The sequence below is a fragment of the Thiomicrorhabdus sp. 6S3-12 genome, from assembly GCF_017571475.1.
Lineage (GTDB): Bacteria > Pseudomonadota > Gammaproteobacteria > Thiomicrospirales > Thiomicrospiraceae > Thiomicrorhabdus.
In genome coordinates this window covers 77,712-103,636 of sequence record NZ_JAGETW010000007.1, presented here as the reverse complement: position 1 = coordinate 103,636, position 25,925 = coordinate 77,712, and the positions used below count along the sequence as shown (strand labels likewise).

Here is a 25,925-nt window from a genome sequence, read left to right as displayed (position 1 = left end):
CGTCTGAAAACAGATGGTTCGCCTGCGCTTTTCGGCCCTGCTGATGTTTCTGTTACCGGCACTTATCGTGCTGGCGGTCGTGGCGTTTCTGAACATCTACATTCTGAATGAGTTCACTCAGGCGCAATCGGAGAACAGTACTGTTGCCAAGCAGACGGTCGAAGAGTTCAGTGAAACCATCGGATTTATCGACAGTGTCGGAGTCCAATACAAGCGACTCAACGAACTGCTGCTGGCAACCAATCAGGACAAACTGACGCATGCCGCAGCCTACCGGATTCACTCTAAAATGGTCGATCAGCTCGATGCCACAGAGAAACAGCTGGCACGGGTTAAAACACGCCTGAACGAACTCTTGACCGATAAATCGCTTCTGGATCCGTGGCAGGCAAACTTCGTCAACTTCAAAAACTTCTCGCTGATGGCATCCGATATTGTCGTCATTGACCCGGAAACCTCCAGCCGATATATCAATGCCGCACAGGTCGAGTATTTCAAATTCGTCGATAAATCCAATAAACTCGCCAAGCAGCTATCCAATTACACCAACCAAACATTCGAAGAGACGCAAGAGCGTATCGAAAACTCCTTACACTCGATCTATTACGTCGGTCTGATCGGTTTTCTGGTCGCATTTCTGATTGCGGTGGTTTCCGCTTCCCGCCTGTCCAACTACCTGCAGATCATTATGGCTTCGCTTCGCGATCTGGCCGCCTACAAACGGGAAATCCCGAAGCTTGATCAGGTCAACCGAATGGTTAAACAGACCAAGGGCGAACTGCGCCTTTTGGGGCATGCAGTATTGAAATTCAAACACACTCTGGAGCTGAGCCAGAAGGAAGAGGCGCAGATCTTTCAACTGGCTTACTTTGATACGCTAACCGAACTTCCGAACATGCAGATGTTGCTGAAAGACCTCGACAGTCAATTGAAGGATGCCTATAAAGAGCATTTGAAAGGGGTTCTGGTCAAACTCGATATCAACCGTTTCCAGGTTTTCAACAACGCTTTGGGATACGACTTCGGCGATAAGATTCTGGTCGAGTTTGCCAAGCGCTTGAGTGTGTTGTCCGAAGGCGGCAAACAACTCTACCGTAGTAGCGCCGACGAATTCTTCATCCTGATTGCTCCGACGCATATTGAGACGGGCAAGGAACTCCATTTTCAACAAGCGATTGCCGATAAGGTGAAAAATCTGCTGAGCGCGCCCTTCAAGATCGACAACGAAATTGTCTCGATCACCTGTAATCAGGGCATTGTTTCCTTCCCGACCGGCCGAAAGACTCATGATCAGGCTCATGATCTGATTCGCAACGCCATGATCGCTTTGCGTAACTCTAAAGACTTGGGCAATAATCAGAGCGTGATTTATCGTTCGGAGTTCTATCAACAGATAACCGATGCCTTTGAACTGCAAAAGGATCTGGAAGTCGCGATTGAAAACAACGACCTGGAACTCTACCTGCAATCGCAAATTCACCCACATGAACCCCTGCCGAGAGCCGAAGCGCTGATTCGCTGGCAACACCCCAAGCGCGGCTGGATTTCACCGGAAATATTCATCGCTTTGGCCGAAGAGAGCAATTTAATTATCGAAGTCGACAAGTGGATGTTGACCGAAGCCTGCAAACTGTTGGTGCAACAACGGAAGATCGGCAGACAGCTGCATATTTCAGTGAACATTTCGGGACAGCACTTTTCGCACCCGAATTTCCTGGAGCACATGCTCACCATCTTTGCCTCCACCGGAGTAGATCCGCGACAGGTCACCCTTGAACTGACCGAAAATATTTTCCTCGACGACTTCGATACTATTATCGACAAAATGCAGGAACTGAAAACGCGCGGCGTCCGCTTCTCGATCGATGACTTCGGTACTGGCTACTCCTCTTTGAGCTACCTGAAACGTCTGCCGGTGGACGAAGTTAAGGTCGACCGCTCATTTGTGCAGAAGCTCACCGATAACGAAGAAGATCAGTCTCTGGTCAAATCGGTTTTCGAAATCGCGCAGAGTTTTAATCTCGAAGTGGTGGTCGAAGGAGTCGAAACCTCCGAACAGGAGGTGATTCTTAATCAACTTGGCGAACCGATCATTCAGGGCTATCTTTACGCAAGACCGGTTCCTTACCGAAAATGGCTTGATACTTTGCCGAATTAGAGCGCTTAAGCGATTTTTTCCATGCCGCATTCTCCAGACTCCATAACCCCATGCGAACAGCTGCAAAATCCGGCAGATCGCTGCATTTGGCAATACTGCGACAACGCCTCCGATCGCTGCATCCGCTTTACCGAATCCGGCGATACGCTTCCCGCTATTGAATACCGCACCGTTTTGCTCGATCTGCAAAGCTGGGATCGCTACTGGCGACAGGACCGTTGTAACTATGTTCCGCAGGATCTTGCGGATTTTCCGCGCGACTGCTGTCAACAACATGCTGACCATGCCGCAGAAATAGAAATGCATCGGCAAAAAATCGAACGCTGGCATCGACAGCTGCAAACCGGAGACAAAGTGCCGGCTGTCTGCTTTGAAAACGCGCTTGTCGACGGTTATTTGCGCATTCGTCAGGGCCGTCATCGCATCGCGTACTTGCGCCAATTAAACTTTGCGGTCTTCGCCGCCGCAATCCCTTTGCAACGTCTTGATGACTTCAGACGGCAAAATTTAATTGTTGCGGAACCTGAATAGACCAGCACGATCTGCAACTTGCAGCGTTATAAGCTTTCAACACACAATAATCGGCTCTTTTGGCCCCGATTCATCCGGGGCAACCCGCGCCAATCCCAAGTTTTTCTTATACTGAATAAACCGCCCTTATCTGCCCAGTAAATTTGCTGTTTTGACTGGTTCCATACAATCTCTAAAATTACCCTTTAAGCAATACGTAACGATTTTAGAGGTCACTGCAATGGAAGTAACGGTATGGTCCGGTTGGGTCGCCGGTTTGGCTATCGGCTTGTTTGTCGTTTTACACTTCTGGTTAATCGGCAAGCCGGCCGGCTGCTCGACCGGATACGGCAACGTCTGCGGCCTGCTGTGCAAAAAGGTTCGCTACTATCACGAAGGCGAGTACGAAACCAAAAGCAACATTAAGCTGTGGTTTCTGATCGGGATCCCGATCGGCGGTTTGATCGCCGCCCTTACGTCCGATACACCTTGGCACATCAGTTTTGATATGGGTATGTATGAAGCGATTTTGCCGCAATCGGATGCAGCCAAAGCAATCTGGCTGATATTCGGGGGAATGCTGCTTGGCTTCGGCGCCCGCCTGGCCGGCGCATGCACCACCGGACACGCCCTGGTTGGCGGCGCCATGCTGAATCCGCCAAGCCTTCTGGCCGGCGCGGTTTTCTTTATGAGTGCCTTTCTGACCACCCGTCTGCTCTTCGGCACCTGAGCCGGCAGCCATTAAGCGAATAATTAGCGAGGAAATTCCGTTATGAAACGAGGACAGCACCACCTGCCGCTTCTTCAGGGAGGCAGCCTGACGTTTATGAACTTTGTTCACGCCTACCGGATTAATATTCTCGGTTTATTGATGGGCGTGCTTTTCGGCTTCCTGATGAGCCGCGCCGGAGCAACGACTTTCGATTTTCACGCCAAAATGTTTCTGTTTGAAGATTTCCAATTGATGGAAGTGATCGGTACGGCGGTAATTATCGCGATTATCGGCGTATTCATTATGAAGAAGCTGCACGTCAATGCCATTGCCACCGGAACGGAAGTCGACTTTGTTAAAAAACCTTATCAACAGGGACTGATCGCCGGTGCATTTTTGTTCGGCGTCGGCTGGGCCATGACGGCAGCCTGCCCCGGCACGATTCCGGCGATGATTGCCGAGGGCAAGATCGGTGCGGTTTTCAGTCTGATCGGACTGTTACTGGGTACACTTGCGTATGGAATCCTGCAATCTTTCATTGCCAACAACGGCAGTTACTCAGCCGCGCTTAAATAAAACAATCCTTTTTCTCGCCTTGTCTGCTCCGGACAAGGCCTTTTTTCCGGCATTTGACGCCGTTTTTCCGTTCAAAACCCTTATGATGCAATAAAAAAACTGCCAAGTTTCTTTTATGGGAGTCGCTAATTGACGGCAAATTCCCTATAATACCTTGTTTTTCAAATTCTTAGCCCTGACCCATCGAACAAACCGTCATTCCGGTTGGCGCTAAATCATTACAAAGTGAAGAGAACCTTTTAGATGACAACGCAAAATATCCGCAATATCGCCATTATTGCCCACGTTGACCACGGTAAAACCACTCTGGTTGACCAACTTTTAAGACAGTCCGGAACACTGGACGAACGCAAAGACATGGGCGAGCGTGTCATGGACTCCAACGACTTGGAAAAAGAGCGCGGAATCACGATCCTTTCCAAAAACACTGCGATCAACTGGAACGACTACCGTATCAACATCGTGGACACTCCGGGCCACGCCGACTTCGGTGGTGAGGTTGAGCGAATCCTGTCGATGGTTGACTCGGTATTGCTTTTGGTTGACTCGGTTGAAGGGCCTATGCCGCAAACCCGTTTCGTAACCGAAAAAGCACTTCAGCAAGGCCTGAAACCAATCGTTGTCATCAACAAAATCGACCGTCCGGGCGCACGTCCTGACTGGGTACTGGATCAGACATTCGACCTGTTCGACCGCCTTGGCGCAACCGACGAACAGATGGACTTCGAAGTACTGTACGCTTCAGGTCTGAACGGTTTCGCAGGTTATGACGAAGACGTTCGCGACGGCGATATGACTGCCGTATTCGAAACCATTGTTGAAAAAGTACCGGCTCCGGAAGTTGACCTTGACGGTCCTTTCCAGTTGCAGTGTATCTCTCTGGATTACGATACCTATAAAGGGGTTATCGGTACCGGCCGTATCAAACGCGGAACCGCTAAAGTCGGGATGCAGGTTACGATCATTGACGCTAAAGGCGGAACCCGTAAAGGTAAATTCAGCGAAATCTTCGGTTACCACGGACTTGAGCGAATCAATGTCGAACAGGCTCATGCCGGTGACATCATCGCCTTCTCCGGTTTCGATCCACTAAATATCTCCGATACCCTGTGCGATCCGGACAACGTTGAAGCGCTACCGGCTTTGACTGTTGATGAACCGACAGTCAGTATGACTTTCCAGGTTAACGATTCTCCTTTCGTAGGTCAGGAAGGTAAGCTACTGACTTCTCGTCAAATCCGTGAGCGTCTGGACAAAGAACTACTAACTAACGTAGCTCTACGTGTTGAAGACACTGAAGATGCGAACAAGTTCCGTGTTTCCGGTCGTGGTGAGCTTCACCTTTCGGTACTTATCGAAACCATGCGTCGCGAAGGCTTCGAAATGGGGATCTCTCGTCCGGAAGTAATCTTCCGCGAAGTAGACGGCGAAATTCAAGAGCCTTACGAAAACCTAACCGTTGACGTACCTGAAGAATCACAAGGTACGATCATGGAAAAACTGGGTCTGCGTAAAGCGGAAATGCAAGACATGGTTCCAGACGGACACGGTCGTGTACGTGTTGATTTCATCATCCCTTCACGTGGTCTGATCGGTTTCCGTACCGAGTTCATGACAGCGACTCAGGGGAACGGTCTGATCTTCTCAAGTTTCTCACACTACGGGCCGAAGTTTGCCGGTAACGTTGGTGAGCGTAACAACGGTGTGCTTATCTCGAACGATAAAGGTAAGGCGCTTTCTTACGCACTATACAACCTTCAGGATCGTGGTCGTCTATACATCGGTCACGGTGAAGAAGTTTACGAAGGGATGATCATCGGTCTGCACAGCCGTGCGAACGACCTGACAGTTAACGCACTGAAAGGTAAGCAGCTGACCAACGTTCGTGCTTCTGGTACGGATGAAGCGCTAACCTTGGTTCCGCCTATTCGCTTCTCTCTTGAACAAGCGTTGGAATTCATCGATGACGACGAGCTAGTGGAAGTTACTCCGGAAAGCATTCGTATTCGCAAGAAATTCCTAACCGAAAACGAGCGTAAGCGCGCTTCGCGTGCCTCTAAAGACTAATTAAGCCAAAAGCTTAATCCAGATCTTTTGTGAAAACCGCGCCGGGAACTTTCCCGGTGCGGTTTTTTATTGCCTGCAACTCTTCTCCTTGGCTTATTCTTTTGGGTAAACTAAAAAGCCTAACAAGGAGAAGATACCGTGAACTACAGCCACCTCTACCCCCCGATAGAACCTTATGTGCAACACAGTCTGCAGGTCGACAGCACGCATTCCCTGCATATCGAGGAGTGCGGCAATCCTGAAGGCATTCCGGTTCTCTTCGTTCACGGCGGTCCTGGTGGAGGCTACAGTCCTGTTCACCGACAATTCTTCGATCCGAACGCCTATCGCATCGTACTGTTCGACCAGCGCGGTTGCGGGCAGTCCCGCCCTCACGCCTGTCTGACCAACAACACCACCGCGCACCTGATCGAGGATATCGAAAAAATCCGCCGTCATCTCAAAATCGACCAGTGGCTTTTATTCGGCGGCTCATGGGGCTCGACCTTATCGCTGCTGTATGCTCAGAGTTATCCGGAGCGTACTCTCGGCCTGATTCTGCGCGGAATTTTTCTGTGCCGCGATGAAGACGTCAACTGGTTCTATCAGCAGGGCGCCGATCGTTTCTATCCGGAATACTGGAAAGACTTTATCGCCCCGATAGATAAAGAGAAACGCGACAATATGATCGAATCCTATTACGAACTGTTGACCAGCGAAAACGAGATTGCCCGAATGCGCGCCGCCGAAGCCTGGTCGGTCTGGGAAGGGCGAACCAGCAACCTGCAAACCGATCCCGATGTCGTCAACCACTTTGGCGACCCTTTCCATGCACTGGCAATGGCCCGTATCGAATGCCACTATTTCCGTCATCAAGCCTTTATCGAAGACAACCAGATTCTCAAGCACGCCGAACGCATCGCCCATCTGCCGGTTACCATCGTGCATGGTCGCTACGACATGGTCTGCCCGGTCAACCAGGCATTCGAGCTTGCCGAACAGCTTCCCGACGCCGATTTAATTATCTGCAGCCACTCCGGACACAGTGCCATGGAAGAGGAAATAAGCCTCAGTCTGGTCAAGGCAACAGACGCTTTTGCCGAACAGCTGGAGGCTTCATGATCTGCCTGATTCAGCGTGTCACCTACGGTCGGGTCGAAGTTGGCGGCGATGAGATCGGTGCTATCGATTCGGGACTGGTGGTATTGACCGGGTTCGAACCGGACGACAACAGCGAAAAAATTAATAAAATGCTGCACAAACTGCTGCACTATCGTCTGTTTGCCGATGAAAACGACAAAATGAACCTGAACGTTCAACAGGTCGGAGGCGGTCTGTTACTGGTTCCTCAGTTCACGCTGGCCGCCGATACCCGAAGCGGTCTGCGACCGAGCTTTTCCAGCAGCGCACCTCCGGCACAGGCCACCTTGTGGTTTGACGAATTTGTCGCTAAAGCTCGACAGAAATACAATCCGGTGCAAACCGGCGAATTCGGCGCGGATATGCAAGTTTCTCTATGCAACGACGGCCCGGTCACTTTCTGGTTACAGGTTTAATCACCGCCACCGAGAGTGGCAACGAGAAAGGTCTGCCGGGAAAAATCGGATTAAAGAATTCTAAAAAGATGACCTGAATCACCCGGGCATTTAAATAGTGACTGAGAAGCCTTGCGAACGCTTGCATTTAAAAGCCCAGACTATACACTGAAATCAAGCACTAGATACGGTATCTCCGGCGTACGAACAGCAAGTTGGCCGAAGCTTTCCGTACAGATTCCCACTCTGCCCGCAAGGCATGGACTCAGGTAATTTTAATGTCTGAAGCGTCGCTTGCTACGATTCTGATCGTCGAAGATGATCAAGTCACGAGAATGACCCTTTCCAAGGTTCTTTCCCGTTCCGGCTACCGCATTATCGAAACGAAAAATGGCCGTGAAGGTTTAAGCGCCTACATGGAACACCACCCGGATCTGGTTCTGATGGATGTCATGATGCCGCGCTTGGATGGTTTTGCCGCTACGCGTGCTATCCGTGAATATGAGCAGGAGCGGGCCATTCCGATCTTGATGCTGACGTCTTTGGACGATATCGAATCAATTGACGGCGCGTTCGATGCCGGTGCAACGGACTTCATCACCAAACCGATCAACTGGGGGATATTTGTCCAGCGAGTCAAATACGCTCTGCGAACGGCAACCATCGAAGCGAAACTGCGCAATCAGCAAGCTCAACTTAATTTCGCCCAGAAACTGGCCAAACTCGGCTATTGGGAATGGGATGCGCTTCAGGATCGGGTAACCGGTTCAGACTCTGCCTTCGCGCTGTTTGACGTTCCGGCCAAAGGAAAAATTACTCTGGAGCAGTTTCTCGGCCATGTTAAACCGCAGGATAAGTCACTGATCAATCAGGCCTTAAGCGATTTGACGCTTGGACACAGTGCCATTCAGGTCAGTTTCCGGATTATCTCGCACGACGGATCGATCCGGCATGTCGAGTTCCTCGGCCAAGGCGAGTTTTCCGCCGACGGGCATCTGATCAGAATCAATGGTTCCGCTCAGGATATCAGTCGCCTGCACCGCGCCGAAACCCAGATCGAATATCAGAATAACCACGACAGTTTGACCGGGCTGCCCAATCGACATCACGCGACCCGGACACTGAAATGCTATCTTGACGAGAGCGGGCAAAAAAAATGCGCCGTCATACTTTTCGATATCGACCGTTTCAAACACTTAAACGGTCATCTTGGTCAAGAGTACGGTGACCAGCTACTCATTTCTCTGGCGCAGCGTCTCAAACGCATTATCCGCGAAGAGGACTATGTCGCACGCCTCGGCAATGACGAGTTCTGCATCCTGATTTCTAATCTGCACAGCCTCAATGAACTCAATCATCTGATCAATCGTCTGGAGAAGAATCTTAATAGCCCGTTTGTCATCGACACTCAGGAAGTCTTCTTAAGCTTCAGTACCGGAATCGCCTCCTATCCGGACGACGGGCAAAGTGCGGAAGAGTTGCTGAACAACGCCAACATCGCCCGTGCGAATGCCAAAAATCTGGGCGGAAACCAGTATCTCTTCTATCAGAACCACATGAACGAATCGGTCAAAGAGTCGATTCAACTGGAAAACGATTTGCGTAATGCGCTGAAGAACCGCGAAATCGAAGTCTATTACCAACCGCAGGTTGACGCCCAGACCCTGAAACCCTGCGGCTCCGAAGCTCTGGTTCGTTGGCATCACCCGAAAATGGGGTTAATCTCGCCGGCGGTTTTTGTCCCTCTGGCGGAAACCATCGGTCTGATCAACGAGATTGGCGATTATGTCATGCGTCAGGCCATTATGCAGACTTGCGAATGGTATCAGCAGGGCTATCCGTTGCGCGTCGGGATCAATCTTTCCAGCCGGCAGTTTACACATAACGATCTGATGCGTACGATGCAAAGTATTCTCAGCGAGACAAAACTGCCGAGCCATTTAATCGACCTGGAAATCACCGAAAGTCTGGCGATGAATGATGCCAATCACACTAAACACCAGCTCAACGGGCTCAAAGCGATGGGCGTCTCGATCTCAATCGACGACTTCGGTACCGGCTACTCGTCGCTGGCCTACCTGCAGAGCTTCCCGATCGACACCATCAAAATCGATCGCTCGTTCGTCATGAACCTGGATAGCAACGCGGGCCGGGCAATTGCCAAAGCCATTATCGCCATGGGGCATGCACTGGACCTGGAAGTGATTGCGGAAGGCATAGAAAACGACGAGCAAGTCACGCAACTCCGCTCCAAGGGTTGCCACATATTTCAGGGATTCAAATTCGGAAAGCCGATGCCGGCCGACGATTTTTTCAAATGGCTGCAATCGCACCACTAGCCGTTACTTATTCGTTTTAGGGGAAACGTTATGTCTGTAGATGAAGCGAATTTACACATGTTAAAAGAGGTTATCGGCGATGACCTCAAAGAGATTATCGACGCCTTTCTGACCACCAGCCCGGAAATTCTCGGGCAGGTTAAACTGTCGATTGAAATCAAGGACGCCGCCGGCGTGCAGCTGCACAGCCATACGCTCAAAGGCAGTTCGGCCAATATCGGCGCGACCAAGCTGCCGGGGCTGTGTGCCGAACTCGAAACCAAGGCCAAGGAAGGTGTCGTCACGGATGATTTCAATCGGATGTATCAGCAGATTGAGACGGAGATGCAAAACGTATTCCGGCATTTGAAGCAATTTTTGCAGAGTTTTTAAGTCATTTGCGGCACAATACCTCTCTACAATTTTCGAACTGCAATATGAGAAGTGAAGCATGCACTATCAAGTAACCGATCAAGAAAAACATTCCGCAAAGATTCCGCATCACATCTTTAATATCAACGTGATTATTACTCACCTGGCAATCTCGCAGGTGGCTCTGGAGATCGGCGGCGGCAGTCCGCTTCCGTTTCTGCTGGTGCCGATTATTTCCGGACTGGTGATTTTTTACTTGTTTAAACGCAGCCAACAAGCGCTCGCACAGGGCGACAGCTGGTTTGTCGCCGCCAACTGGACTCTGGCCTGGCGTCGCGGTCGCAACCTGCTGATCTCTTATGCCGTCGCCACGCTGGTTATCGGAATCGGCGTTGTGCTCGGCAAGCTTGTCGGTGGCGGTCTGATGATGAACGATTTCTCGGCAGAAGGCAGCTCAACCTCGATCGTCGAAAAGATCAGTCTGTTCTTCGGTGCTATCGTGGTCTTCTTTACCGTGTTGTATAACTTCCTGCAGACGGGTATCTCCGTGTATGACGCCGGCAAGGGCATTATTGATCCGAAGATCGAGAAGTTTGCACCACGCGGCGAGAATGCCAATGAAGAGCTGGGCGAAGGATCGGATGAAATCCATCATCTGGGCGCCAAGCAGATGAACGAAAACAACGCCGAAGAGAAACAGTGATGAGCGACATGAAACAGAAACGTCCTCTACCGATGTTCTGGCTGGTCTTCGGGGCTTCGATCATTATTTTCGCGTTAATGCTGTTACTCCAGCCGGAACGGGAAGCCATCGACGATCAACGCCTGCCGTGGAATGCACACTTCGATTCTCAGGGACAACTGCATACGCTTGGGCTTATCGTCGGAGAATCGAATATTAACGATGCCATCGCACTCTATGGCAAAGATGTCGAAATCAAACTGTTTTCCGAAATCGACGAAAGCAGTAAATCGGTCGAAGCCTATTTTCCGGTCATCTATATCGGTTCAATCAAAGCTGCGCTAGCCCTCAAAATCGATGCGCCCAAAGAAGTCATGCAACAGGCTTTCGATAACGGCAAAAAAATCATCATGAGCAGTTCCGGCGGGCGTGAAGTTGAACTGTATAACGCCGACAAATTGAAATTCATGACGTTGCCGGTTTCCAGCATCACTTTGCTGCCGCGTAAAAACCTGACCGAAAGAGCGATCCAGATGCGCTTCGGTGACCCAGATCGTCGCGAAATCCAGTCGGACGGACTGGAACATCTTTTCTTCGACAAACACGGTTTGGAGATGATTCTCGATCCGGAAGGCCCTGAAGCTTTGCAATATACGGACACCGCCGCCCGCTAGAGCTTCCAACCCTCTTCGACATCCCCTACAATCGCCTCCATAGCAAGTAACTTATTAATAGGATGAAACTATGGAGACCTGCCCTTTCTGCCAAATTGACGGCTATCTGCAAAACGCCAGCTGCTATGCCCGATTCGATATCTATCCGGTAACCGAAGGCCATACTCTGATTATGCCCAAACGTCATGCCGAAACCTGGTTCGACATGACGCGCAGTGAGCAGATTGATGCCATGGAACTGGTTGAACAGGCCAAAACCTTCCTGCTTGAGCGCTACCAGCCGGACGGCTTCAATATCGGTGTCAACTGCGGCGAAGTCGCCGGGCAAAGCGTTCCGCACGCCCATATTCATCTTATCCCGCGCTATAAAGGGGATACAGACGACCCTAAAGGCGGTGTGCGCGGCGTGATCCCAGACAAAAGAAAATACTAAGCCTGCCGGCTGATTCGGCCTTAAAGGTGCTTAAAAGCCTCCCAGAAAGGAAAATGCATGCACACCAACAACAAAGACATTCATTTAATTCTCGGTTCTGGCGGAGCCAGAGGACTAGCCCATATCGGCGTCATCCACTACCTGCAGGATCAGGGATTTAATATCACCCAGATTACCGGTTGTTCAATGGGCGCCTTGATCGGCGGAATCTATGCGGCCGGTAAGCTGGACGAATATGAAAAATGGGTGACCCGCATCAACCGCCTGGATGTACTGCGTTTTCTCGATCTGACTCTGGAGAGCCGCAAGGGCTTTGTTAAGGGCGACAAAATTATGGAAAAGTTGCGTGACTGGGTCGGCGAGCTGAAAATCGAGTCGATGCCGATCCCATTCAGTGCCGTTTCGACCGACATCCTCGGCCAGAAAGAGGTGTGGATCAACCGCGGCGATCTGGTTGACGCTATTCGCGCGTCCATCTCGGTTCCTGGCGTTTTCACACCGTTGATCAAGAATAATATGGTGCTGGTGGACGGCGGTATTCTCAATCCTCTGCCGATACCGCCACAATCCGTGGAAAACAATCAGATTACCGTTGCCGTCAGTCTGTCAGGGCGTGCCATTAAGGAACCTTTCGGTAAAGCGCCGAAACCGGATAAAGAAGAAAAACAAGAGCCCCCGTCGAATTCCGCTATCAGCCAGTTTCTGCAAAATCTGCAGGAACTGTTTCATCTGGAGAAGGAAACGACTAATGACAAAAGAGATCCGACGGACCTGTCGTTGACCGATATTATGATGGGGATGTTCAATACCATGCAGGATACCCTGACACGCTATCAAATTGCCGGTACCCCACCGGACATCCTGATCGAAATCCCGGTAAACATCTGCGAGTCGCACGACTTTCATCGAGGCAAAGAACTGATACCTGCCGGGAAATACTGGGCTGAAAAGGCGATCAAGGAACAGATCGACTTTATTTAGGCACTAAGGGAACGGGACTTACTTGTCTGCAGCCGTATCCTTAGTCTGTTCCACTTCTGAGCCCTGCTCTGAAGAAGCCTCACCCTTATTATCCTGTTCCTGCTTAGCAGACGGTTGAAAGTCGTCGTCATCCATCAGGATACGGTTCGCCTGACCGTCCATATCGTCAAAATAGCCTTTTTTTGCCATCCAGATAAAGACCACCACAACCAGAAAACCGAAGAACAGCATCATCGGAATTAAGCCGTAAATTACATCCACTTTAAGCTCCTATCACTTCGACCTTTTTTGTGGCCGTTTTCTGTCTCTGACGCATCGCTTTGTCACCGAAAAAGCTGCGGATTCTGGCTGCGTTACCGATGACCACCAAACTGCTCAAAGGCATCGTAATTGCCGCAATCAGCGGGGTTAAGGCTCCACTCATTGCCAAAGGCACCATAATCAGGTTATAGGTGATGGAACTGGCAATGTTCTGTTTAATGGTTTTCAGCGTGCGATCGGAAAGCGCAACCGCGGTTTCGACGGCCAGCAAATGATTGTTCATCAACACGATATCGGCGCTTTCCATCGATACATCGGTACCGGAGCCGAGAGCAATCCCGACGTCGGCGCGGACCAGTGCCGGCGCATCATTAATGCCGTCCCCGACCATTGCGACCCTCTGTCCCTGCCGTTGCAGTTTTTGAATCTGCGCATTTTTATCTTCGGGCAAAACTTCGGCAATTACATTCAGGCCTCCTAGCTGCGCAGCAACACGTTCGGCAACCACGGTCAAATCTCCGCTCAGCAGAGTCACTTCCTTACCACGCGCTTTCAGTAACTGAATCAGCTCAGCGGCATCTTCGCGAATTTCATCTTCAAGATAGAATACCGCCTGCACTGCATCGTTACACGCAATCCACACAGCCGTCTGTGCCATCTCGGCATGCTTTCTGGTTCTATCCAGCAAGGTTAACGGCAGTTCAATTGACAGCTCTTCAAGCCATCTGGCCGTCCCCATATGCCATTTAACGCCGTCGATGCAGCCATAGACCCCTTTTCCAGAAATCGTCTTAAATTCGTCCACCTGCGGCAATTCCCGGGCGAGCAGATTCTGTTGCACGCAGATCGACTCAAACAGCGCCTTACCAAGACTGTGTTCGGAGCGGTTCTCAATTGCCGCAACAGCATCATAGACCGATTTTTGCTTAATCGAATCATCGAGCCACTCGGTGGCGGTCAGCTTCATCTTGCCTTTGGTCAGAGTTCCGGTTTTGTCGAACACAAAATGATCCATGTCTCGTAAAGTCTCAAGCACGGTTCCGTTTTTAATCAGAATGCCGTGTCGTGCTGAGACGCCTGAAGCGACCGCAATCGCCATAGGTGTCGCCAGCCCGAAGGCGCATGGACAGGTAATAATCAGTACCGCCGTCGCGGTCATGATCGCAAACTCGATATCGGCGTTGAACAGCCAATAGACAAAACTGAACACCGCCAGACTCAAAGTAACCGTGACGAACCACGGCATTATCTTGTCCGCAGTGCATTGAATTGGAGCTTTGGAACCTTGCGCTTCTTCAACCATATGCACGATTCGTCCAAGCTGGGTATTCTGTAATATCGACTCCACTTCCACCGTTAAGGTGCCATCAATATTCAGCGTCCCCGCCGCCACTTTACTGCCTTGTCGCTTGCTGATTTCGCGCGATTCGCCACTGAGCATAGACTCATTGACCAGACTTTCGCCGCTAACCACCAGACCGTCGGCCGGAAACTGCTCTCCCGGCTTGACCAGTATCTGCATACCACGCGTCAAAGTACGCACCGGGACGATCTGCTCTTCTCCGGCATCGACCTTGCGGGCCACTTTCGGCTGCAGTTCCATTAAACGCCTTGAAGCGTCGACCGCTTTGTTTTTCGAAATCGCCTCAAGATAGCGGCCGATCAGCAGCAGGAACATAAAATCAATCAACGTATCGAAATAGACTTCGCCGACATTTTCCGGATGCATGGTCACCCAGCAGGAGTACAGATAGGTGGTCATCATCCCAAGGCTGATGGAGACGTCCATTCCGACCGTGCGTCCTTTAAGAGCGGTATAAGCGCCTTTGAAGAACGGCTGACCGGAATAGGCTAGAGTTACAGTCGCAATCACCAGTTCGAGCCAATGGAAATAATTACGGTATTCCAGATCTTCGCTGGCGCCGGTATAAAGCGCGACCGAGAACCACATCACATTCATCATGGCAAAACCGGCAAACCCCAGACGGTACAGAAGATCGCGGTTAGCTTTACGGTAAGCCGCTTCGCTGGCCGAAGCGTCATAAGGCGTGGCGTCATAGCCAATACTGTTCAGCTTTTTGATAATGTCGGAAAGTTTGATCTGAGAGTTGTCCCAACGCAGCTTAATCTGCTTGTTGGTAAAGTTGACGCGGGCCATCATAATCCCGTCCACATTGGCCAGAGTATGCTCAATCAGCCAGACGCAGGCGGCGCAATGAATTGCTTCGGACATCAGGGTGATTTCCCGACGCTCGCCAAGATTATCGACATACTGTTCCTGTACTTCGTCGTAATCGTAGAAGTCGATATCTTTGTTAGGCGCCGGCGGCGGGGACAAAAGCTCACCGTCCGGAGTGCGTTGGTAAAAACTCTGCATACCGGATTCGTAAATCACTTCGCACACCGAAGCACATCCGTGACAGCAGAATTCCCGCTCTTCGTTTTCGATCGGTTTGAGAATCAGGTCACCTTCCGGAATCGCCTGTCCGCAGTGAAAGCAGCTTTGCGCCATAGATACTTACTCTTTATTCCGGATCCTGAACCATAATGGAGCGCCCGACATTAAAGGTATTTTCACCCTTTTTGACCTCCATAATCACATCCCACTTTCCTTTAAGAGGAAGACTGAACTCAACCTGATAAACGCCGGTCTCTGTGGTCGCCGACAAAGGCGCTTCGCCATCCAGATTTCTGTCGGAAGGACGGTAGTAGTAGAGAATCGCACTGTCGACATCCATCGGCTTATTCTCGTTATCAAGCACGTTCAGAGTCACCGTTTGCGATTTGGCTTCGGAAAGGATCGGCAGATCAATATTCAATTGCCAACCCAACTTTTCCATACGCTTCTGTTCGGCAAGGATTTTATCCATATTCTTGCCCTGCTCGTAAAAGTCGTCCACAACCAGACCTGGATTGGTCACAATCGCCATACTGACCATAAAGAAGTTAACCGCTAATACAATCGTCAGAATCACCAACCAGGCAATGACGAACGGATTCTTCCATACATTGCTCCAGTCACGCTGGTCTTTTTTGGCTTCTGGCATGGTCATCTCCTAAATTTCAATCAAATAAGCCCCAAAGAAAAAAGCCCTCTACCTTAAAAAGGTAAAGGGCTTATTATAACGGTGTTTCTCAAAGCAATCCTGACAAAAAGCCTTGAAAGCTATTGAAACTTAACGGGGTTTTGGACCGATGAAAACACTGTTGTAAGTGGTTTTGATCTGCGGGTTATTAACGTCTTCGACCATGATATCGATCGGCGTATTCGCCTCGGTCAAATCACGGCGCGGAATACGTACCAGCAGCGTCGCCGAACCAACTGTTCCCGGCTGCACGCTCAATACTGCAGGACTGACGTCATATTCCATATTCTGGAATTCGGAGCCGATGGTAATTTTGGCCTGCATCACTTCGGCGCCTTTATTGACGACTTTAAGCGTCCACTTGTTCTGAATCGACCCGTTACTCATCTGAACAAACAGAGGCGAGCGTTCGTGCAACGCTTTGACGTCAATCGGCGACATAGTGGCCAAACCGTACAGGATCGCACCAGCGGCAAACGTCATAATCGCGGAATAGACGATTACACGCGGACGTTTCCAGATAGCCGGCAACTTCTTGCCGGTAAACTCTTGCAAGGATGCATAGCGAATCAGCCCACGCGGCTTTTTGATCTTATCCATGACCGAATCACAGGCGTCGATACACAGACCGCAGGTAATACAGCCGAACTGCTGCCCCAAACGAATATCAACACCGGTCGGGCAGACCGCAACACACAGGTTACAATCGATACAGTCACCTAAATCAGGGGCTTCTTCACCCGGTTTGACACGGCGCATACGCCCACGAGGCTCACCACGATCCTGATCATAGGTCGGCACAACGGTTTGCGTGTCGATCATCGCACCCTGAATACGAGCATAAGGACAAAAACCGATACAGGTTTGTTCACGCAGGAAGCCGGCAAAGAAGTAGGTCGACAGTCCAAGAACGACGACGATGGTCGTCTCGACACTACCCCATTCAAAAGCAAACAGACGTGCCCAAAGGTCAATCGCATCGGTAAAATAAGCAACAAAACTGAAAGAAGTTGCGAAACCGATCAATAGCCAGATAAGGTGCTTCGGAATCTTAACCTTGAGCTTTTCCAGGCTCATCGGCGCTTGATCCAGCTTTTGACGCTTGTTTGGCTGGCCTTCAAATTTCTCTTCCAGCCAGGTAAAGACATCCGTCCAAACCGTATGGAAACAGAAATACCCGCACCAGAGACGCCCGGCAACAGCCGTTGAGGCCGCTAGCAGTAACGCAAAAAAGAGCAGAATCATGGCCAGAATCCAAATATCCTGAGGCAGAATGGTCAGGCCGAAAAAGTGAAACTGGCGATTCGCCAGATCCCACAGAATAGCCTGATGTCCATCCCAGCGCAGGTAAGGACCAACAAACAGAATCAACCAGAATGAGGCCAGAATCCATTTTATCTTACGGAAAGTTCCCGGAATGCGTTTCGCGTGCACAGTCCCTCCCGTATGTACCGGCAGCAATTCCACACCGATATTTTCCAGATTTTTATTACTGGTTTCGACGCCACCCAGTACCGAGTGATCGGTACCGCTTTTAGAGGCCGTCTCTGACTGCTTTTCTGACATAGCTTTTCCTTGCTAATACTGCTAAATATTCAAGTAGATCATGATTTTAACGAATAAAAATTATCTCAAAACTGATTATCTTTATCTTGGAATATAAGCATTTTTTGATTTGAGATAGGAATAAAAAAGCCGGGTTCCCCCGGCTTTTAAGGATGTATAGATCAAGAATCAAGATTGATTAATCTTTATCTTCATCCTTTTCCATGCCTTCCATACCGCGAGCGGCTTTCCAGGCAAAACCAATTAATGCAACAATTGAAAGTACCAAGGCGCCGATAGAACCCCAAAGTACCCAGTCATTATTTAAATCACCCATGATGAACTCCTTTGTCACTAAAGTAGAGCTTAAGAAAGCAAAAAGGAGAGCCAGAACTCTCCTTTCTTACAGATCGCCTTATTGACCACCACCTAGCTGGTGGATATAAACCGCAAGACGTTTAACGTTAACATCCGCGTTTGGAAGACGCTCTTTGAAAGCCGGCATAATCGCTTGACGAGTACCTTCGATGTATTCGCCGTTTTTCTTAACATTTACACCGTTAGCGATCACGTTACGGATCGCATCGCGATCAGAGCTGAAACGCCATACCTGGTCAGTCAGGTTAGCTGCACCGGCTGGAGCCAAAGGCTTACCAGCAGGACCGTGACACGCAAGACACATACCTTTCGCATATACCGCTTTACCGGCTGCAAATTGAGGGTCGCTACCCTTACCTTCGGAAAGCGCGATAACATAATCGGTTACGTTATCGATCTCTTCGTCAGACAGGTTACCCATCATGCCGCGAGCAGGCATGTTACCGATACGACCGTTTTTAATCGACGCTTCGATTTGCGCTACCTGACCACCCCATAGCCAATCATCATCAGCCAAAACAGGGAAGTTAGGGTTACCCGCACCACCGGCACCGTGACAAGCCGCACAGTAATCACCGAAAAGTACTTTTGAAGTTGCTACCGCGTACTGACGCAGTTCATCATCTTTAAGGATATCGGCAACAGACATCGCAGCCAGCTGCTCTTCCTTATCGGCGAATTTAGCAACACGCCAGTCTTTCAGTACTTTGAAGTCTTCGTTGTACTCTTCGATGGCAGTCCATCCTGCCATACCTTTAGTGAACTCACCTGTTTTATCGGTCAAAGGAATAACCGGATAATACAAGGTGTAGAAGATAATCATGATGAAACCGGCATAGAAAGACAGCATCCACCACAGCGGCGGTGGGTTATCTAACTCACGCAGGTCCTCATCCCAAATGTGACCAGTATTGCCTTCGTCTGGCCAAGGGTTATGATTTGCCATTTTTTATTCTCCTCAGAATGATTCAATCATCTTCAAGGATTTTGTGTTTTTGCTCCTCCAGCTCTTTACGCTTGGATGGGCGCAGAGCCAGAGCAAAGGTAATCAACATACCGATAAACACTAAAACCGTGATGATCAGTCCAGCCCAGTCTTGGGTAGTCAATGCTGACCAGTCTGTGCTGAAGTAATGTTCCATACGACTCATTATTGACGGTAAACTTTACTATCGTCCAGCTTAACCATCGTTCCCAACACCTGCAGGTACGCAACCATCGCATCCATCTCGGTATAACCTTCGATCGCTTTGTTCGCGTTTTCAATTTCCCAGTCAGTGTACGGAACCCCTAGAGTACGCATAACTTCCAGACGTTTCTTCATATCACGTTCCGTGCCGAAGAAATCTTCAGAAACCATACGATCCGCAAGCCATGGATAGGCAGGCATAACTGATTCAGGAACAAGATCCTGTGGACGCAACAAGTGCATTACGTGCCATTCATCAGAGTATTTACCACCTAGACGGGCCAGATCAGGACCAGTACGTTTTGAACCCCATTGCATAGGGTGGTCGTACATAGATTCTGTCGCCAGAGAGAAGTGACCGTAACGCTCGCGCTCATCACGGAACGGACGAATCATTTGAGAGTGACAAATATAGCAACCTTCACGAAGATAAAGATCGCGACCGGCTAGCTCTAGCGGAGTGTAAGGACGTACACCGTCGCCCGCTTTCCAGTCTGCCAACATCGGCTTACCGTTCTTATCGAACTTGTATAGCGCTTTATCAGCAACGATATTACCGCTTTCGTCTTCGGTAAAGGTACGTTCCCAAACTAGTTCAGGGAACTTTTCGTTTTTCGCGTTACCGTATTTATCGGTCTGTTCTGTGTAATCTACAGCAGATTTAAGATAGAACAGAGGTACGATTTCAACAATACCCGCAATTGATACTGCCAGTGCAGTCGCCAGGAATAGGGCGAAAATATTACGCTCTAGACCATCCTGGATATTTTTTGGTTTGTCGTCATGATTTGACATGAGTTTGTGCTCCTCAACTCATTGATTCCAATCAGGGCGCCGGCCGAACCGACGCACAGGATGCCTATTAATTATGCAGTTGCTTCAACTGGCTTAGACGCTCGAGCGTTAGCCATACGGATAGTCATTACTACGTTATAAAGCATGACCGCCGCACCGGTGAAGAACAATAGACCACCGAAAGCACGCATTGCATAGTATGGGTGCATAGCTGCAACCGATTCCGCAAAGGTGTAAGCCAAAGTACCGTACTCGTCATAAGCACGCCACATTAGACCCTGCATGATACCGGATACCCACATCGCAACGATGTAGAACACCGTACCGATTGTTGCCAACCAGAAGTGGAAGTTAATCAGCTGCATAGAGTACATCTCTGTATTCCATAGCTTCATAACCATGTGGTATAGAGCACCGATCGATACCATCGCAACCCAACCTAGAGCACCAGAGTGAACGTGGCCAACCGTCCAGTCAGTGTAGTGAGATAGCGCGTTAACCGTCTTAGCCGCCATTACCGGACCTTCAAAGGTCGACATTGCGTAGAACGCCAAAGAGATAATCAGGAAGCGCAGGATATAGTCTGTACGCAGACGGTCCCAAGCACCGGATAGAGTCAACATACCGTTAAGGGCACCACCCCATGAAGGAATGATCATCGCTAGCGAAATTACCGCACCAAGAGAACCCGTCCAGTCTGGAAGAGCTGTGTATTGCAAGTGGTGAGCACCCAGCCATACATAACCGAACATCAGAGCCCAGAAGTGGATAACTGACAGACGGTACGAGTAGATAGGACGCTGCGCCTGCTTAGGCACGAAGTAATACATGATCGCAAGGAAACCGGCAGTCAGGAAGAAACCTACCGCATTGTGACCCCACCACCACTGAATCATCGCATCTTGAACACCGGCAAACAGTGAATAAGAACGGAACAATGAAACAGGAATTGCCAGACCGTTAACAACGTAAAGGTAAGTGATCGCAATCATCATACCCAGGAAGAACCAGTTCGAAACGTATACGTGAGAGTGAGTCTCTTTGTTACGTGACGCGATAGTCATTACGAAGTTGAAAGTGTACATGGTCCAGACAACAGCGATCGCAATTGCCAGCGGCCACTCTTGCTCGTGGTACTCTTTACCGGTTGTCATCCCTAGCGAGATGGTAACAACCGTCGCCAGAAGACCGATTGTGAAAAGAATTGCAGTCCACCAGGCCATAGAGTTACTCCATAGCTTGACACCGTTGGTGCGCTGAACTGTATAGAATGCGGTAGCCATCAAGGTCATACCACCGAATGCAAAGATAACCGTGTTCGTATGCATTACACGCAAACGAGCAAAAGTGATTTCCGCGATGTCAAAGTTTAACGCTGGCCACGCAAGCTGTGATGCTGCAAATGTACCCAAGAAAGTACCTAGCACCAAAAAGACTATTGCGCCAACCGTTAAATACTTGACTACGCCATTATCGTATTGTGGCTTAGCTGTAGTATCCATTAGTCGGATTCCCCTAAAATTAGTCAAAGTTTTGCCTAAATCAAACTACCTGTACCTTAAAAAAGGCACAGACTCCCCGTAGCTCGGAATTATAACGTTCAAAGAGCGCCTGTTACCAGTTTAAGACTATTGAAAATTAACCCGTATCAATTGCGGCCCAAGCAACACAAGCAAAATCAACGATATTTCAATAACTTATAGAAAATTTGATTTAGACACCTCCAAAAAACCTCCGAATTATCCCAAACCCCGCCCTTTATTGCCCATTCAAAATATTTTATAAGTGCATATTAAAAAATTCTAATAAGCCCTGTCCACGCGGAAAAAACGAATTCCATCAGGCGCTCAAAAAACGATTTGATCACACCTGACAAAGGTTCAACCCAGCAAATTTATCGGAAATCCGATCCGCCCGAATAACACCCGAAAAATATCATTACAAAACAAAGGGAAATACCCCTCTTAACCACCGCATCCATAAAAAATCACCTTATCAACAGCGTATTTATTAAATTTCAAGGTTTTGCGGTATCATATGGTGTTTTGATATTTTCAGGAAAGAAGCGCATGCGAACGGCAACCATAAAGCGAGATACTTTAGAAACCCAAATCGAAATCAGCGTAAATCTGGACGGTCAGGGTGAAGCCAAATTAAATACCGGTGTCCCTTTTTTCGAGCATATGCTTGATCAGATCGCCCGCCACGGCATGATCGACATCGACATCAAAGCGAACGGCGATTTGCATATCGATGACCACCACACGGTAGAAGACGTAGGCATCACTCTTGGTCAGGCCATCGCCAAAGCCGTGGGCGACAAAAAAGGCATCACCCGCTACGGTCACGCTTATGTCCCGCTGGATGAAGCGCTCTCCCGCGTGGTAATCGACCTTTCCGGCCGCCCAGGTCTTGAGTTCCACTGCGACTTTACCCGTGAACAGATCGGTACCTTTGAAACTCAGTTGGTCATGGAATTCTTTCAGGGCTTTGTCAATCACGCTCAGGCTTCGTTGCATATCGACAATATCCGCGGCGTTAACGCGCACCACCAGACAGAAACTATTTTCAAAGCCTTCGGTCGCGCACTGCGCATGGCTCTAAGCGCGGATGAGCGCATGGCCGGGAAAATGCCGTCAACTAAAGGAAGTCTTTAATGGATCAAAAGCTAGTTGCCGTCGTCGATTACGGCATGGGGAACCTGCGCTCGGTTTCTAAAGCCGCCGAGCATATGGCCAACGCTCGAACTAAAATTATTGTCACTCAGGATCCTCAAGTTATTGCAGACGCCGACTCGGTAATTTTCCCCGGCCAAGGTGCAGCCAAGGCTTGTATGCAGGCCTTGACCGATACAGGCATGGTCGAACCGGTTAAACAAGCCGCTCAGGAGAAGCCTTTCCTGGGGATCTGCATGGGCTTGCAGGTTTTAATGTCGCACAGCGCTGAAAACAACGGCGTCGATTGCCTGAACATTATTAAAGGCAATGTCACGCAATTTGATTTAAGCGCTCATCCTGAATTGAAAATGCCGCACATGGGCTGGAACCAGATTCACCAGACGCAAGATCACCCTCTGTGGCACGCGATCCCTCAGGACAGCCGCTTCTATTTCGTGCATAGCTTCTATGTTTCACCTGAAGACAAAAACACTATTATCGGTGAAACAACTCATGGCCAGACCTTTCCGTCGGTATTAAGCGCACACAATATCTTTGCCATTCAGGCGCACCCGGAAAAAAGCGCCGAGCACGGCCTGCAACTGTTTAAAAATTTCCTTGAGTGGGACGGACACTAACAGCACCGTCACCACCGAACGACATAGAATTAAGGTAAAAGCATGTTATTAATTCCTGCAATTGATTTAAAAGACGGCCAGTGCGTACGTTTGCGCCAAGGCATTATGGAAGACGCAACCGTATTCTCGGGCGACATAGTCGCCATGGCCGAACGTTGGGTTTCGCAAGGCGCGCGCCGCCTGCATATGGTCGATTTGAATGGCGCTTTTGACGGCAAGCCGGTCAACGATTCGGCGGTCTACCAGGTTCGCGAAGCCTATCCGGATCTACCGATTCAGATCGGCGGCGGTATCCGCGACCTTGAAACCATTGAAGCCTATCTCAAGGCGGGTGTCAGCTACTGCATTATCGGAACCAAAGCGGTACACAACCCGGAATTTGTTGCCGAAGCGTGTCAAGCATTCCCGGGGCACATTATGGTCGGTCTGGACGCCAAAGACGGCATGGTCGCCATCAACGGTTGGGCCGAGGTAACCGATCACGAAGTGAAAACCCTGGCCAAGCAGTTTGAGAACGACGGCGTGGAAGCGATTATTTATACCGACATCGGCCGCGACGGCATGATGCAGGGCGTCAATATCGAAGCCACTCAGGCTCTGGCGCAGGCAGTCAATATTCCGATCATCGCTTCAGGTGGAATTACCAATCTGGACGATATCCGTAATCTTGCGACCATCGAGGCGGACGGAGTGACAGGCGCAATTACCGGACGCGCCATCTACGAAGGCTCCTTGAATTTTCAGGAAGGCCAGTCTCTATCAGATGAACTGGCGCCAAAGTAGGACGAATCGATATGAGTCTAGCAAAACGCATTATTCCCTGTTTGGATGTGGATGACGGCCGAGTCGTAAAAGGCGTGCAATTTGTCGATATTCGCGACGCCGGGGATCCGGTTGAGGTTGCCAAGCGTTATGACGAACAAGGCGCCGACGAAATCACCTTCCTCGACATTACCGCAACGGCCCACGGCCGGGAAACCACGGTACATATGGTCGAAGAAGTCGCCAGCCAGGTTTTCATTCCGCTTACGGTCGGCGGAGGCATTCGCAAAATCGAAGACATCCGCACCATGCTGAATGCCGGAGCCGACAAGGTTGCGATCAATTCCGCAGCCATCTACAACCCCGAATTTGTCAAAGAAGCTTGCGACGCTTTCGGGTCTCAATGCATCGTACTGGCGATCGACGCTAAAAAAGTCAGCTCGCAAGGAGAAGCAAACCGTTGGGAGATCTTCACCCACGGCGGCCGCAAAGAGACTGGCATTGACGCACTGGAATGGGCCGAGCGCATGGAAGCTTACGGCGCCGGTGAACTGCTGGTAACGTCTATGGATAAAGACGGCACCAAAAGCGGCTTTGACCTGGAACTGATGCAGGAAATCACTTCACGAGTCAGGATTCCGGTTATCGCATCCGGCGGTGTCGGCAATCTGCAGCACTTGGTTGACGGCGTTAAACTGGGCGGAGCCGAAGCGGTATTGGCCGCCAGTATTTTCCACTTCGGCGAATTCACCGTACAGGAAGCCAAAGAAGCGATGCAGGCGCAAGGCATTGAAGTTCGCTTGTAAAAACAGTCTAACCGCAGGGATGAAAGCTTCCGAATAACCAACCCCGGAACTTTCACCTCCCGAACCGGAATGCCTCAATCAAAATGGAACAGCCATGAGTCAGAAAACCATATTACAGCAACTGGATGAAGTGCTTGAAGCGCGCAAGGACGAAGCGGCAGACAAATCTTACGTCGCCAGCCTGTACGCCAAAGGGACCGAAAAAATCCTCAAGAAGATCGCTGAAGAGTCGCTTGAAGTCGCCATGGCCGCGAAAGACCACGACAACAGTCATAGCGATCAAGATAAAGAACACCTCATTTACGAGGTAACCGATTTATGGTTTCATAGCCTAGTTCTCTTAGCACATAAAAATATCTCTTCGGATGCTATTACGAACGAATTACAACGTCGCTTCGGCTTATCCGGCCACGACGAAAAAGCGAGCCGAGACGCCTAACAGGTAGTTTCCGGCACTGTTTAGATTTACAGGAAGGATCCCTCCATGAATCAGGAAAAATCGATTTTCAGCAAAATCATCGACCGAGAAATCCCCGCCGATATCGTCTACGAAGACGACAAATGTATCGTGATCCACGATATTAACCCTAAAGCACGGGTTCATCTGCTGATCATCCCCAAAAAACCGATCGATACCTTATTCGACCTCAAGCCGGAAGACCGGGATCTTATGGGCCACATGATGCTGCTTCTACCGCAGCTTGCCAATGCTCAAGGCCTGGACGGATTCAAAACACAAATCAATACCGGCGCTTCCGGCGGACAGGAAGTGTTCCATATCCATATACACTTAATGGGTAACTAAGCGCAC

28 protein-coding genes are annotated in these 25,925 nt (G+C 49.8%); 19 read left to right on the top strand and 9 right to left on the bottom strand.

The features are described 5' to 3' along the window. The first annotated feature begins 13 nt into the window (after nt 1–13). The 13 genes from J3999_RS09305 (at nt 14) to J3999_RS09245 (ending at nt 12,997) form a co-directional block, all read left to right on the top strand. Nucleotides 14–2,158 (top strand): bifunctional diguanylate cyclase/phosphodiesterase, encoded by a 2,145-nt coding sequence (locus J3999_RS09305; RefSeq protein ID WP_208127621.1) that lies wholly within the window; start codon nt 14–16, stop codon nt 2,156–2,158. 21 nt (nt 2,159–2,179) lie between these two features. After that, nucleotides 2,180–2,689 carry a hypothetical protein gene (locus J3999_RS09300; RefSeq protein ID WP_208127620.1) on the top strand — a complete coding sequence of 170 codons (510 nt, stop codon included), beginning with the start codon at nt 2,180–2,182 and terminating at the stop codon, nt 2,687–2,689. 220 nt (nt 2,690–2,909) lie between these two features. Continuing rightward, nucleotides 2,910–3,398: a YeeE/YedE family protein gene (locus J3999_RS09295; RefSeq protein ID WP_208127619.1), complete on the top strand. Its 489-nt coding sequence runs from the start codon at nt 2,910–2,912 to the stop codon at nt 3,396–3,398. 42 nt (nt 3,399–3,440) lie between these two features. Next, entirely contained in the window at nt 3,441–3,956 is a 516-nt protein-coding gene (locus J3999_RS09290) for a YeeE/YedE thiosulfate transporter family protein (protein WP_243755414.1), read from the top strand. A 243-nt stretch (nt 3,957–4,199) separates the two neighbouring features. Next, on the top strand, nt 4,200–6,023 hold the full coding sequence (gene typA / locus J3999_RS09285) for a translational GTPase TypA (RefSeq protein ID WP_208127618.1): 1,824 nt from the start codon (nt 4,200–4,202) through the stop codon (nt 6,021–6,023). A gap of 138 nt (nt 6,024–6,161) precedes the next feature. Then, complete coding sequence (pip, locus tag J3999_RS09280; RefSeq protein WP_208127617.1) at nt 6,162–7,124, top strand: prolyl aminopeptidase; 963 nt, start codon at nt 6,162–6,164, stop codon at nt 7,122–7,124. Then, entirely contained in the window at nt 7,121–7,558 is a 438-nt protein-coding gene (dtd, locus tag J3999_RS09275; protein ID WP_208127616.1) for a D-aminoacyl-tRNA deacylase, read from the top strand. Before pip ends, dtd begins: the two co-directional genes overlap by 4 nt. 257 nt (nt 7,559–7,815) lie before the next feature. Further along, on the top strand, nt 7,816–9,876 hold the full coding sequence (locus tag J3999_RS09270) for an EAL domain-containing protein (RefSeq protein ID WP_208127615.1): 2,061 nt from the start codon (nt 7,816–7,818) through the stop codon (nt 9,874–9,876). Nucleotides 9,877–9,906: 30 nt separating this feature from the next. Continuing rightward, nucleotides 9,907–10,248: an Hpt domain-containing protein gene (locus tag J3999_RS09265; RefSeq protein WP_208127614.1), complete on the top strand. Its 342-nt coding sequence runs from the start codon at nt 9,907–9,909 to the stop codon at nt 10,246–10,248. Between the two features lie 58 nt (nt 10,249–10,306). After that, nucleotides 10,307–10,930, top strand: coding sequence for a hypothetical protein (locus J3999_RS09260; protein WP_208127613.1), 624 nt, complete (start codon nt 10,307–10,309; stop codon nt 10,928–10,930). Further along, nucleotides 10,930–11,583: a hypothetical protein gene (locus J3999_RS09255; protein ID WP_208127612.1), complete on the top strand. Its 654-nt coding sequence runs from the start codon at nt 10,930–10,932 to the stop codon at nt 11,581–11,583. Before J3999_RS09260 ends, J3999_RS09255 begins: the two co-directional genes overlap by 1 nt. 70 nt (nt 11,584–11,653) lie before the next feature. Then, nucleotides 11,654–12,016 carry an HIT family protein gene (locus J3999_RS09250; protein WP_208127611.1) on the top strand — a complete coding sequence of 121 codons (363 nt, stop codon included), beginning with the start codon at nt 11,654–11,656 and terminating at the stop codon, nt 12,014–12,016. A gap of 57 nt (nt 12,017–12,073) precedes the next feature. Beyond that, nucleotides 12,074–12,997 (top strand): patatin-like phospholipase family protein, encoded by a 924-nt coding sequence (locus J3999_RS09245; protein WP_208127610.1) that lies wholly within the window; start codon nt 12,074–12,076, stop codon nt 12,995–12,997. Between the two features lie 18 nt (nt 12,998–13,015). On the opposite strand, the gene ccoS is transcribed toward J3999_RS09245, so the two are convergent. The 9 genes from ccoS to ccoN all read right to left on the bottom strand — a co-directional run bounded on the left by ccoS (nt 13,016) and on the right by ccoN (nt 21,753). Beyond that, complete coding sequence (gene ccoS / locus J3999_RS09240) at nt 13,016–13,258, bottom strand: cbb3-type cytochrome oxidase assembly protein CcoS (protein WP_208127609.1); 243 nt, start codon at nt 13,256–13,258, stop codon at nt 13,016–13,018. 1 nt (nt 13,259) lies between these two features. Continuing rightward, nucleotides 13,260–15,770, bottom strand: a complete 2,511-nt coding sequence (locus J3999_RS09235; protein WP_208127608.1) for a heavy metal translocating P-type ATPase — start codon at nt 15,768–15,770, stop codon at nt 13,260–13,262. 13 nt (nt 15,771–15,783) lie between these two features. Next, nucleotides 15,784–16,305 carry a FixH family protein gene (locus J3999_RS09230; protein WP_173283854.1) on the bottom strand — a complete coding sequence of 174 codons (522 nt, stop codon included), beginning with the start codon at nt 16,303–16,305 and terminating at the stop codon, nt 15,784–15,786. 129 nt (nt 16,306–16,434) lie between these two features. After that, nucleotides 16,435–17,910: a cytochrome c oxidase accessory protein CcoG gene (ccoG, locus tag J3999_RS09225; RefSeq protein ID WP_208127607.1), complete on the bottom strand. Its 1,476-nt coding sequence runs from the start codon at nt 17,908–17,910 to the stop codon at nt 16,435–16,437. Between the two features lie 178 nt (nt 17,911–18,088). Continuing rightward, nucleotides 18,089–18,226, bottom strand: a complete 138-nt coding sequence (locus J3999_RS09220; RefSeq protein WP_173283852.1) for a hypothetical protein — start codon at nt 18,224–18,226, stop codon at nt 18,089–18,091. Between the two features lie 78 nt (nt 18,227–18,304). Continuing rightward, nucleotides 18,305–19,213, bottom strand: a complete 909-nt coding sequence (gene ccoP, locus J3999_RS09215; protein WP_173283851.1) for a cytochrome-c oxidase, cbb3-type subunit III — start codon at nt 19,211–19,213, stop codon at nt 18,305–18,307. A 22-nt stretch (nt 19,214–19,235) separates the two neighbouring features. Continuing rightward, complete coding sequence (locus tag J3999_RS09210; protein ID WP_238843392.1) at nt 19,236–19,418, bottom strand: cbb3-type cytochrome c oxidase subunit 3; 183 nt, start codon at nt 19,416–19,418, stop codon at nt 19,236–19,238. Continuing rightward, nucleotides 19,418–20,251, bottom strand: coding sequence for a cytochrome-c oxidase, cbb3-type subunit II (gene ccoO, locus J3999_RS09205; protein ID WP_208127606.1), 834 nt, complete (start codon nt 20,249–20,251; stop codon nt 19,418–19,420). The genes J3999_RS09210 and ccoO overlap by 1 nt, the downstream gene beginning before the upstream one ends. A 71-nt stretch (nt 20,252–20,322) precedes the next feature. Next, complete coding sequence (ccoN, locus tag J3999_RS09200; protein ID WP_208127605.1) at nt 20,323–21,753, bottom strand: cytochrome-c oxidase, cbb3-type subunit I; 1,431 nt, start codon at nt 21,751–21,753, stop codon at nt 20,323–20,325. Between the two features lie 567 nt (nt 21,754–22,320). Between ccoN and hisB the strand changes: the two genes are divergently transcribed. The 6 genes from hisB (at nt 22,321) to J3999_RS09170 (ending at nt 25,919) form a co-directional block, all read left to right on the top strand. Beyond that, a complete protein-coding gene (gene hisB / locus J3999_RS09195) occupies nt 22,321–22,908 on the top strand; it encodes an imidazoleglycerol-phosphate dehydratase HisB (RefSeq protein ID WP_208127604.1) in 588 nt (195 codons plus the stop codon). Next, on the top strand, nt 22,908–23,546 hold the full coding sequence (hisH, locus tag J3999_RS09190) for an imidazole glycerol phosphate synthase subunit HisH (protein WP_208127603.1): 639 nt from the start codon (nt 22,908–22,910) through the stop codon (nt 23,544–23,546). Before hisB ends, hisH begins: the two co-directional genes overlap by 1 nt. Nucleotides 23,547–23,588: 42 nt before the next feature. Continuing rightward, nucleotides 23,589–24,329, top strand: a complete 741-nt coding sequence (hisA, locus tag J3999_RS09185; protein ID WP_208127602.1) for a 1-(5-phosphoribosyl)-5-[(5-phosphoribosylamino)methylideneamino]imidazole-4-carboxamide isomerase — start codon at nt 23,589–23,591, stop codon at nt 24,327–24,329. Between the two features lie 11 nt (nt 24,330–24,340). Continuing rightward, nucleotides 24,341–25,114, top strand: coding sequence for an imidazole glycerol phosphate synthase subunit HisF (hisF, locus tag J3999_RS09180; RefSeq protein WP_208127601.1), 774 nt, complete (start codon nt 24,341–24,343; stop codon nt 25,112–25,114). 94 nt (nt 25,115–25,208) lie between these two features. Further along, nucleotides 25,209–25,553 (top strand): phosphoribosyl-ATP diphosphatase, encoded by a 345-nt coding sequence (locus J3999_RS09175; protein WP_208127600.1) that lies wholly within the window; start codon nt 25,209–25,211, stop codon nt 25,551–25,553. A gap of 45 nt (nt 25,554–25,598) precedes the next feature. After that, nucleotides 25,599–25,919: a histidine triad nucleotide-binding protein gene (locus J3999_RS09170; protein ID WP_173283843.1), complete on the top strand. Its 321-nt coding sequence runs from the start codon at nt 25,599–25,601 to the stop codon at nt 25,917–25,919. Nucleotides 25,920–25,925 lie beyond the last annotated feature (6 nt).

What these genes read in the sequence shown, in the direction of transcription:
- J3999_RS09305 (WP_208127621.1), top strand. Translation starts at nt 14, where the DNA reads ATGGTTCGCCTGCGCTTTTCGGCCCTGCTGATGTTTCTGTTACCGGCA.
- J3999_RS09300 (WP_208127620.1), top strand. Translation starts at nt 2,180, where the DNA reads ATGCCGCATTCTCCAGACTCCATAACCCCATGCGAACAGCTGCAAAAT.
- J3999_RS09295 (WP_208127619.1), top strand. Translation starts at nt 2,910, where the DNA reads ATGGAAGTAACGGTATGGTCCGGTTGGGTCGCCGGTTTGGCTATCGGC.
- J3999_RS09290 (WP_243755414.1), top strand. Translation starts at nt 3,441, where the DNA reads ATGAAACGAGGACAGCACCACCTGCCGCTTCTTCAGGGAGGCAGCCTG.
- typA (WP_208127618.1), top strand. Translation starts at nt 4,200, where the DNA reads ATGACAACGCAAAATATCCGCAATATCGCCATTATTGCCCACGTTGAC.
- dtd (WP_208127616.1), top strand. Translation starts at nt 7,121, where the DNA reads ATGATCTGCCTGATTCAGCGTGTCACCTACGGTCGGGTCGAAGTTGGC.
- J3999_RS09270 (WP_208127615.1), top strand. Translation starts at nt 7,816, where the DNA reads ATGTCTGAAGCGTCGCTTGCTACGATTCTGATCGTCGAAGATGATCAA.
- J3999_RS09265 (WP_208127614.1), top strand. Translation starts at nt 9,907, where the DNA reads ATGTCTGTAGATGAAGCGAATTTACACATGTTAAAAGAGGTTATCGGC.
- J3999_RS09260 (WP_208127613.1), top strand. Translation starts at nt 10,307, where the DNA reads ATGCACTATCAAGTAACCGATCAAGAAAAACATTCCGCAAAGATTCCG.
- J3999_RS09255 (WP_208127612.1), top strand. Translation starts at nt 10,930, where the DNA reads ATGAGCGACATGAAACAGAAACGTCCTCTACCGATGTTCTGGCTGGTC.
- J3999_RS09250 (WP_208127611.1), top strand. Translation starts at nt 11,654, where the DNA reads ATGGAGACCTGCCCTTTCTGCCAAATTGACGGCTATCTGCAAAACGCC.
- J3999_RS09245 (WP_208127610.1), top strand. Translation starts at nt 12,074, where the DNA reads ATGCACACCAACAACAAAGACATTCATTTAATTCTCGGTTCTGGCGGA.
- J3999_RS09235 (WP_208127608.1), bottom strand. Translation starts at nt 15,770, where the DNA reads ATGGCGCAAAGCTGCTTTCACTGCGGACAGGCGATTCCGGAAGGTGAC.
- J3999_RS09230 (WP_173283854.1), bottom strand. Translation starts at nt 16,305, where the DNA reads ATGCCAGAAGCCAAAAAAGACCAGCGTGACTGGAGCAATGTATGGAAG.
- ccoG (WP_208127607.1), bottom strand. Translation starts at nt 17,910, where the DNA reads ATGTCAGAAAAGCAGTCAGAGACGGCCTCTAAAAGCGGTACCGATCAC.
- J3999_RS09220 (WP_173283852.1), bottom strand. Translation starts at nt 18,226, where the DNA reads ATGGGTGATTTAAATAATGACTGGGTACTTTGGGGTTCTATCGGCGCC.
- ccoP (WP_173283851.1), bottom strand. Translation starts at nt 19,213, where the DNA reads ATGGCAAATCATAACCCTTGGCCAGACGAAGGCAATACTGGTCACATT.
- J3999_RS09210 (WP_238843392.1), bottom strand. Translation starts at nt 19,418, where the DNA reads ATGAGTCGTATGGAACATTACTTCAGCACAGACTGGTCAGCATTGACT.
- ccoO (WP_208127606.1), bottom strand. Translation starts at nt 20,251, where the DNA reads ATGTCAAATCATGACGACAAACCAAAAAATATCCAGGATGGTCTAGAG.
- ccoN (WP_208127605.1), bottom strand. Translation starts at nt 21,753, where the DNA reads ATGGATACTACAGCTAAGCCACAATACGATAATGGCGTAGTCAAGTAT.
- hisB (WP_208127604.1), top strand. Translation starts at nt 22,321, where the DNA reads ATGCGAACGGCAACCATAAAGCGAGATACTTTAGAAACCCAAATCGAA.
- hisH (WP_208127603.1), top strand. Translation starts at nt 22,908, where the DNA reads ATGGATCAAAAGCTAGTTGCCGTCGTCGATTACGGCATGGGGAACCTG.
- hisA (WP_208127602.1), top strand. Translation starts at nt 23,589, where the DNA reads ATGTTATTAATTCCTGCAATTGATTTAAAAGACGGCCAGTGCGTACGT.
- hisF (WP_208127601.1), top strand. Translation starts at nt 24,341, where the DNA reads ATGAGTCTAGCAAAACGCATTATTCCCTGTTTGGATGTGGATGACGGC.
- J3999_RS09175 (WP_208127600.1), top strand. Translation starts at nt 25,209, where the DNA reads ATGAGTCAGAAAACCATATTACAGCAACTGGATGAAGTGCTTGAAGCG.
- J3999_RS09170 (WP_173283843.1), top strand. Translation starts at nt 25,599, where the DNA reads ATGAATCAGGAAAAATCGATTTTCAGCAAAATCATCGACCGAGAAATC.